At 38.4% G+C, this 8,073-nt stretch carries 7 protein-coding genes; 5 read left to right on the top strand and 2 right to left on the bottom strand.

Annotated elements, in window-relative coordinates:
* Positions 1–75 precede the first annotated feature (75 nt).
* Positions 76–918 (bottom strand): prephenate dehydratase, encoded by an 843-nt coding sequence (pheA, locus tag PL11201_RS07515; protein ID WP_079677947.1) that lies wholly within the window; start codon positions 916–918, stop codon positions 76–78.
* 218 nt (positions 919–1,136) lie between these two features.
* On the opposite strand from pheA, the gene PL11201_RS07520 reads away from it, so the two are divergent.
* Together PL11201_RS07520 and PL11201_RS07525 are read left to right on the top strand one after the other, a co-directional pair.
* Positions 1,137–1,721, top strand: a complete 585-nt coding sequence (locus PL11201_RS07520) for a DUF1997 domain-containing protein (protein WP_079677948.1) — start codon at positions 1,137–1,139, stop codon at positions 1,719–1,721.
* Between the two features lie 19 nt (positions 1,722–1,740).
* Positions 1,741–2,709, top strand: a complete 969-nt coding sequence (locus tag PL11201_RS07525; RefSeq protein ID WP_079677949.1) for a DUF4351 domain-containing protein — start codon at positions 1,741–1,743, stop codon at positions 2,707–2,709.
* Here the strand turns inward: PL11201_RS07525 and PL11201_RS07530 are convergent.
* A complete protein-coding gene (locus tag PL11201_RS07530; protein ID WP_079677950.1) occupies positions 2,706–3,317 on the bottom strand; it encodes a ribonuclease HII in 612 nt (203 codons plus the stop codon). The two genes, PL11201_RS07525 and PL11201_RS07530, sit on opposite strands and share 4 nt — an antisense overlap.
* 69 nt (positions 3,318–3,386) lie before the next feature.
* On the opposite strand from PL11201_RS07530, the gene bchH reads away from it, so the two are divergent.
* From bchH to PL11201_RS07545, 3 genes are all read left to right on the top strand, one after another.
* Positions 3,387–7,058, top strand: a complete 3,672-nt coding sequence (bchH, locus tag PL11201_RS07535; RefSeq protein WP_079677951.1) for a magnesium chelatase subunit H — start codon at positions 3,387–3,389, stop codon at positions 7,056–7,058.
* A 118-nt stretch (positions 7,059–7,176) separates the two neighbouring features.
* Positions 7,177–7,518 (top strand): ArsR/SmtB family transcription factor, encoded by a 342-nt coding sequence (locus PL11201_RS07540; protein ID WP_079677952.1) that lies wholly within the window; start codon positions 7,177–7,179, stop codon positions 7,516–7,518.
* 162 nt (positions 7,519–7,680) lie between these two features.
* Positions 7,681–7,914 carry a DUF7219 family protein gene (locus PL11201_RS07545; RefSeq protein WP_079677953.1) on the top strand — a complete coding sequence of 78 codons (234 nt, stop codon included), beginning with the start codon at positions 7,681–7,683 and terminating at the stop codon, positions 7,912–7,914.
* The last annotated feature ends 159 nt before the right edge of the window (positions 7,915–8,073 follow it).

Raw genomic sequence — 8,073 nt, forward strand, 5'->3', positions numbered from 1 at the left:
TAGAGTGGGTAAAAAGCCGAAGTAGTTCTTACCCATCCTACAAGACTAATTATTAATTTTCCGAATTAATTCAAATTAATCCAGATTTAATAGGGTGTAACTGCCAAAAACTTTCAAGGTTTCTGTAAAGGTTTTTAATTCCGCTAAAGCTAATTGTACCGAGGGTTCATGACTATCCGCTTCTAAATCCATAAAAAATAGATAATCTCCCAATGAGCGCTTACTAGGACGGGATTCAATTCGGCTTAAATTAATTCCTCTATCGGCAAAAATTGCTAAAGGTTTTGCTAATGCTCCCGGAACATTTGCTGGAACACTAAAGCCTAAAGAGGTATATTTTCCCGATCCTGAAGGTTGTAGACTTACTACCAAAAATTTTGTACAATTATCGGGATAATCATTAATAGGATGGGCGAGAACAGGTAATTGATAGAGTTCTGCTGCTCTTAAAGATGCGATCGCGGCTGAATCCGTTTCATCTCTAACTGATTGTAGGGCTTCTGTGGTTGAATTTTTAGAAATTAATGGCACATCACAAAGGTGTTTTTCTAACCATCCTTGACACTGAGCTAGGGCTTGCGGATGGGAATAAACCACTTGAATCTTAGCAAAATTTTTAGCTTGAGAAATTAACGCATGGCTAATAGGAAGGATTAACGCCTGTTGAATTTGAAGACAGCCAATTTGCCACAATGTATCTAGGGTCATAGTAACACTTCCTTCAATGGAATTTTCAACAGGAACTACCCCAATATTGGCATCCCCTTTGGCAACTGTCCATAAAGTTTGACTAATACTTGAACATGGGCATAACATTGCTTCTTCCCCGGTTTTTTGGGTGAGATATTGAGCATAAGCTAGGGCTGCGGCCTCTGCATAAGTTCCCGATGGGCCAAGATGGGCAATAGAAACAGTCATAATTTTAGTTCCGTAAATAATAAATGGATAGAAAGGGACGTTACAATTATTTATATTATTCTCATCAACCTTACCATTATGATCAAGCGACTACCTATTTTTTAGGGAATACACGCCATTATTCTTGATCGGTGACTCTTGATTGATGAAAATAGTTTGAATAACTCTTAAATTATATTAAGATAAGTTAAAATTAGTAGACTTTTATAACTTTCTATATGTATACCCACTTTCAAGCCTCCCAAACCGTTGAAATGGCTGTACCAGAGCCAAATTTAATTCACCATTATCTGCGTCAACCGAAACGCTTGGTCAAGGCGCTAGTTGATCCGACCCGTTTAGATGCCTTAGCAGAGGACATTTACCGCCTAAAAATGCGTCCTTTGCAGTTTATGATGTTTAGTTTACAACCAACGGTAGACTTGAAACTGTGGATACAGTCCGATGGCACCCTAAACTTAAAATCTGTCGGATGCGAAATTCGTGGAATTGAATATATTAATCAACGGTTTTCCTTAAATTTAGTCGGAAAATTATATCCGGTTGAATTGCAAGGAATTACCTATTTAAAAGGTCAATCTGATTTAAAAGTTAAAGTGGAACTTCCCCCGCCATTATGGTTAACACCCCAACCAATTTTGGAAACAACAGGAAACGGATTATTAAAGAGTGTGTTAATGACGGTTAGACACCGATTAGTTCATAATTTATTATCGGATTATTCCCATTGGTCTGCTGAACAATTAGGGGATGTGGCTCCACAGCCCCAATCTGTTATTCAAGTTTCAAGTGCTGAATGTTAGGGGTTAAATCAGGATTAAAATGACTGAAAATTCAGAACGGGTAATTGAACATGATCGATTATTTAAAGAATTGCTATCGACGTTTTTTTGGGAATTTTTAGAATTATTTTTTCCTGATTTAATTCCCTATATTGATCAATCCTCTATTACCTTTTTACCCCAGGAAGTATTTATTGATATTACATCGGGGAATCGTCGAGAGGTCGATCTATTAGCAAAAGTTAGATTTCGAGAACAGGAAAGTTTTTTCCTCATCCATACCGAAACTCAATCCTACGCTCAAGCGGATTTTGCCCGGCGGATGTTCCATTATTTTGCTAGACTAGACGAAAAATATGCACTTCCGGTTTATCCGATTGCACTATTTTCTTTCGATACCCCCCAACGTCTGGAACCCAATAACTATCAAGTTGAATTTCCCGACCGGAAGGTATTAGAATTTAGCTATGCAGCGATCCAACTGAATCGTTTAAACTGGCGGGATTTTTTACGTCAGCAAAATCCAGTGGCGGCTGCATTAATGGCTAAAATGAGAATAGAACCCCAGGATCGACCCCAAGTTAAAGCGGAGTGTTTACGCTTGTTAGTAACGTTGCGGTTAGATCCAGCTAGAAATCAATTAATTTCGGGGTTTATCGACTCCTATTTGCGCTTAAATTCTAGCGAAGAAGTCGTTTTTACCGAAGAACTCAATCGCTTAGGATTAATTCAGGAGGAAAGATTTATGGAAATTGTTACAAGTTGGATGGAACAGGGAATTGAACAGGGAATTGAACAGGGAATTGAACAGGGAATTGAACAGGGGTTACGACGAGAAATAACGTTCATTTTGCGTTTGCTAAGTCGTCGTTTAGGAACAATTAACCCCGAAATTTCAGAACAAATCCGCGGTCTTCCGATTGAACTAGTTGAACAACTAGGAGAAGCATTATTAGATTTTGAAACGGATTCAGATTTGTTAACTTGGTTAGCTGAAAATTGTTCCTAATTTGATAACGGTAAGGATAATTGACAACACCCGAAAGATTGACGATGTTGGCAAGTAATACCATAATCTTGGATCGCTTGACGGTGTTTTGCGGTTCCGTAACCTTTGTTTTGTTTTAAATCATATTCAGGATATTTTTTAGCTAAACGAGTGATTAATTGATCTCGCCAAACTTTTGCCACAATACTAGCGGCTGCAATTGCAATAGATGTACTATCTCCTTTAATGATAGTTTGTTGTGGAATTAATAATTGTGGAATCTTCTGATTTCCGTCAATTAAACAGAGTTCGGGTTGAGGATTTAACCTTAAAATTGCCCGTTTCATGGCTAATAATGTCGCTTGTAAAATATTAAAGCGATCAATTTCTTTAACGGACGCCCAACCGATTTTACAATCAATGGCGATCGCTTTAATTTCAATCGCTAACCGAGAACGAATCCCTGGAGTTAATTTTTTACTATCTTTAACTCCAGCGCTGGTTAATTGAGCCATACCATCCTCCGACAAAATTACCGCCGCCGCCACCACAGGGCCAAATAAAGCCCCCCGACCTACTTCATCCACTCCCGCAATTAAAATAGAAGTTAGAGCCTGATATTCTGTCATTTAATTTTAATTTAGAATTGCTATAATTATCAATAATAGATTAAAACGAATCGTTTAAAAATAGAGTTTATGAAAAAGATTGTTTTAATTGCTGGGTTTGAGTCTTTTAATGCTGAGTTATATCGCATAGCCGCCCAGTTAGCCAGCGCTCGTTGTCCAGAATTAGAGATTTGTGTGTTTAGCGATCGCGCGATTTCTGATCAACCGGATACTGTCGCCATGGCCATAAAAAATGCCGATGTTTTTTTTGCTAGTTTATTATTTGATTATGATCAAGTATTATGGTTACGAGAGCGGGTACAAAATATTCCGATTCGGTTAGTTTTTGAATCCGCTTTAGAATTAATGAGTTTAACTCAAATTGGAGCGTTTAAAATTGGGGATAAACCCAAAGGAATGCCCAAACCTGTACAATTTATTCTCAGTAAATTTTCTAGTGGCAAAGAAGAAGATAAACTGGCAGGTTATATTAGTTTTCTCAAAACAGGCCCGAAATTATTAAAATTTATTCCCGTTCAAAAAGTTCAAGACCTGCGTAACTGGTTAATTATTTATGGGTATTGGAATGCCGGAGGCACAGAAAATGTCGTGGCGATGTTCTGGACAATTGCTACTAATTATTTAGGGTTAACCGTTGGCGAAATTCCCCCTCCGATAGAAACCCCTAATATGGGATTATTACACCCAGATTATAACGGTTATTTTGAATCACCAAAAGCCTATTTAGATTGGTATAAAACCCAATATCCAAATGCAGTTAACGATCCCGTTGTCGGAATATTGCTGTATCGTAAGCACGTTATTACTAAACAAGATTATATCCCCCAACTAATTCGCTATTTTCAACAAGATCAATTAATCCCTTTACCAATTTTTATTAATGGTGTTGAGGGTCATGTAGCCGTGAGAGATTGGATCACAACAACCGATGAATTTAACAATCGAGAACAGGGAAAAATTGAAACCTTATCCTTATCAAAAGAGGCTGTAACCGTTGATGCAATTGTTTCTACCATTGGGTTTCCTTTAGTTGGAGGGCCAGCCGGATCAATGGAAGCCGGACGACAAGTGGAAATTGCTAAACAAATTTTAACCGTAAAAAACGTTCCCTATTTTATCGCTGCACCCCTACTAATTCAAGACTTATTATCCTGGACTCGTCAAGGAATTGGCGGTCTACAAAGTGTAGTTTTATATGCCCTACCAGAACTCGATGGTGCTATTGATACCGTTCCTTTAGGGGGGTTAGTAGGAGAAAATATTTATTTAATTCCTGAACGAGTTAAACGTTTAACTGGACGGGTAAAAAGTTGGATTCAACTGCGAAAAACACCTCCAGAAAAGCGAAAAGTTGCGATTATTTTATATGGATTTCCTCCTGGATATGGAGCCACAGGAACCGCCGCTTTATTAAATGTACCCCAGAGTTTATTAAAAGTTTTACAAGCCTTAAAAGCTCAAGGATATACGGTTGGGGAGTTGCCAGAAACTGGGGAAAGTTTAATTCAAAAGGTCAAAATAGCCGATGAAACCTTAGAAGCTCAACAGAACTTTAGTTTTGCAGAAAATTCCGTTATTTCTAATCAAGTGAATGTCAATCAATTAGAGAAATGGTTAGGATATTTACAACGAAGTAGGATTAAAAAACAATGGAAATCCTTAACAGAAACCGGAATTAAAACCTTTGGAGAAGATTATCATATTGGTGGAATTCAATTAGGAAATATTTGGGTGGGAGTGCAACCGCCTTTAGGTTTATCCGGTGACCCCATGCGGTTAATGTTTGAGAGAGATTTAACTCCCCATCCCCAATATGTAGCTTTTTATCAATGGCTACAAAAGGAATTTAAAGCTGATGCAATTGTTCATTTTGGGATGCACGGAACTGTGGAATGGTTGCCCGGATCACCATTAGGAAATACGGGCTATTCTTGGTCAGATATTTTATTGGCAAATTTGCCCAATTTATATCTTTATGCAGCTAATAATCCCTCGGAATCAATATTAGCAAAACGTCGAGGTTATGGGGTATTAATTTCCTATAATGTACCCCCCTATGGTCGAGCGGGACTGTATAAACAATTAGTATCTCTACGGGAATTAATTGCCGAATATCGAGAAGATCCGCAGAAAAATTCTACCCTTCAGGAATCAATTAGTCAGCAAATTGTTGATATGGGTTTAGAGGTAGATTGTCCCTTTCAAGAGGGCAAAAAATTAGGAATAGCCTTTACAACCGAAAACGCTCGATTATTTAGTGTCGAAGTTATTTATAACTATTTTATCAAAATCTATGATTATTTACAAGTCTTAGAACAGCGTTTATTTTCATCAGGATTACATACCTTTGGAGAAAATCCAACGGCAGAAGAATTAACCACCTATCTGAATGCTTATTCTACCGAATCCATGAATGAGTTGACCTTGGAAACTGAGACTCAAATTCGAGAATTATTATTACAAACATCCGATGAATTAACTAATTTATTAAAAGGATTAAATGGGGAATATATCCCCCCAGCCCCCGGCGGGGATTTACTGCGAGATGGGCCAGGAGTTTTGCCAACCGGACGTAATATTCACGCCTTAGATCCCTATAGAATGCCCTCGGCTGCGGCCTATTTGAGAGGACGAGAAATTGCTCAAAAAATCATTAATCAACAGTTAGCAGAAACTGGGAATTATCCCGAAACCGTTGCCGTGATGTTATGGGGTTTAGATGCGATTAAAACTCGTGGAGAGTCTTTAGGAATTATCTTAGAATTAGTGGGAGCCGAACCAATTAAAGAAGGAACCGGGCGAATTGTGCGGTATGAATTACAACCTTTAGAACAAGTCGGACATCCTCGGATTGATATATTAGCCAATTTATCAGGAATTTTTAGAGATAGTTTTGCCAATATTATCGAATTATTGGATGATTTATTTGTGCGAGCGGCTGATGCGGAAGAAGCGGAGGAACAAAACTTTATTAGAAAGCACACTTTAAAGTTGCGATCGCAAGGAGTAGAAAACCCGTCCGCCCGTTTATTTTCTAACCCATCTGGAGATTTTGGATCGTTAGTTAATGATCAAATTGTGGATGGAAATTGGGAATCGGGAGACGAATTAGCAGATACTTGGAAAGGACGGAATGTATTTAGTTATGGACGCAAAGATCAAGGACAAGCTAGACCGGAAGTGATGACACAATTGTTAAAAACAATGGATAATGTTGTTCAAGAAATTGATTCCGTAGAATATGGGTTAACGGATATTCAAGAATATTATGCCAATACGGGCGGATTAAAACGGGCGGCGGAAAAACAAAAAGGTCAAAAAGTTAAAGCCAGTTTTGTCGAAAGTTTTTCTAAAGATACCACTCCTCGACAATTAGAAGACCTATTAAGAATTGAATATCGGACAAAATTATTAAACCCGAAATGGGCAGCAGCCATGGTCAATCAAGGAAGTGGTGGGGCTTATGAAATTTCTCAACGAATGACCGCCTTAATGGGTTGGGGAGGAACAACCAATTTCCAAGAGAATTGGGTTTATGATCAAGCCTCTAAAACCTATGCTTTAGATGAAAAAATGGCAACTAAATTAAGACAAGCAAATCCCGAAGCCTTTCGTAATATTGTCGGTCGAATGTTAGAAGCCCATGGCCGAGGATTTTGGGAAACCGATGGGGAAACATTAGAAAAATTAAAATCTTTGTATGAGTTAACCGAAGCAGATTTAGAAGGAGTAACCCTTTAATTTTTCTGGGGCGTTTTCGTGTCTTAGTACCTTTATGGTTCCTTCCTTTTTGCCCTGTACAAGTCACGAAAATAAAATGATAAGCTAGAGCTATGAACCTCGATTTAGGAGAGCTTGGATGGTTGCAAAAAATGTAATAGAGGTTTCTGCGGTTCCCGCCGTCAAAACCGTTTTGGCCGGGTTTCATGCCCTATCTGACCCTCTGCGTTTGCAGGTTATTAATCTGTTACGAGAAAAAGAATTGTGTGTTTGTGAACTTTGCGAACAGTTAGCCGTCAATCAGTCTAAACTATCTTTTCACCTAAAAATTTTGAAGGAAGCCGGATTATTGGGAAGTCGGCAAGAGGGACGTTGGATTTACTATCGTCTAAACCCTAGCCAGTTTGGAGTCCTAGAAGCCTATTTAGCCGAGCATTACCATGCGAGTCCCATTTCAACCTCCCACTCAGATTGTGATTAAGGGAGGCTGTATAGTTGTTAATAGAATTGTCTTCTTTTTAATAAACACTGGATGGAATTGATCGGGCTATAATTAAAGTATCAAGGTATACTTTGTAAGCCGATTCAAAATCCGGCATTCTATGTAAAAATAAACAATCATGTAAATTGGAGTCTGAGACCAATGACCAACCTGGGTTCCTTTTATTGGAGTTCTCGTTATCGAGGCAATGCTACACCTGAAAATATCGTGTTTAATGCTAATTTGCAGGAATTTGCTCAAAAGGTGGAGTTTATCGTTGGCCTCCAAACCGGGGGAAAACTTTCAGCAGAAGAATCTTATGTACAAATCGAAATCTTGTGGGAACAACTTCGAGAGAGTAAACAACATCTGGGAATTGACAAAAAAGCCGGATAATAGCCTGAATATAGAATCACTAAAATAAAGGGCGCAGATCAACTGCACCCTTTATTTTTAGTCTGGATTTTGGCAGAGTTGTTTCTATAGCAGTTGCCACATCTATTAGGACATTCTTGAAAGCTAAAAGCTACTTATAGTAAGTATTTACCTATTGCC

It is taken from the genome of Planktothrix sp. PCC 11201 (genome assembly GCF_900009135.1).
Classification (GTDB): domain Bacteria; phylum Cyanobacteriota; class Cyanobacteriia; order Cyanobacteriales; family Microcoleaceae; genus Planktothrix.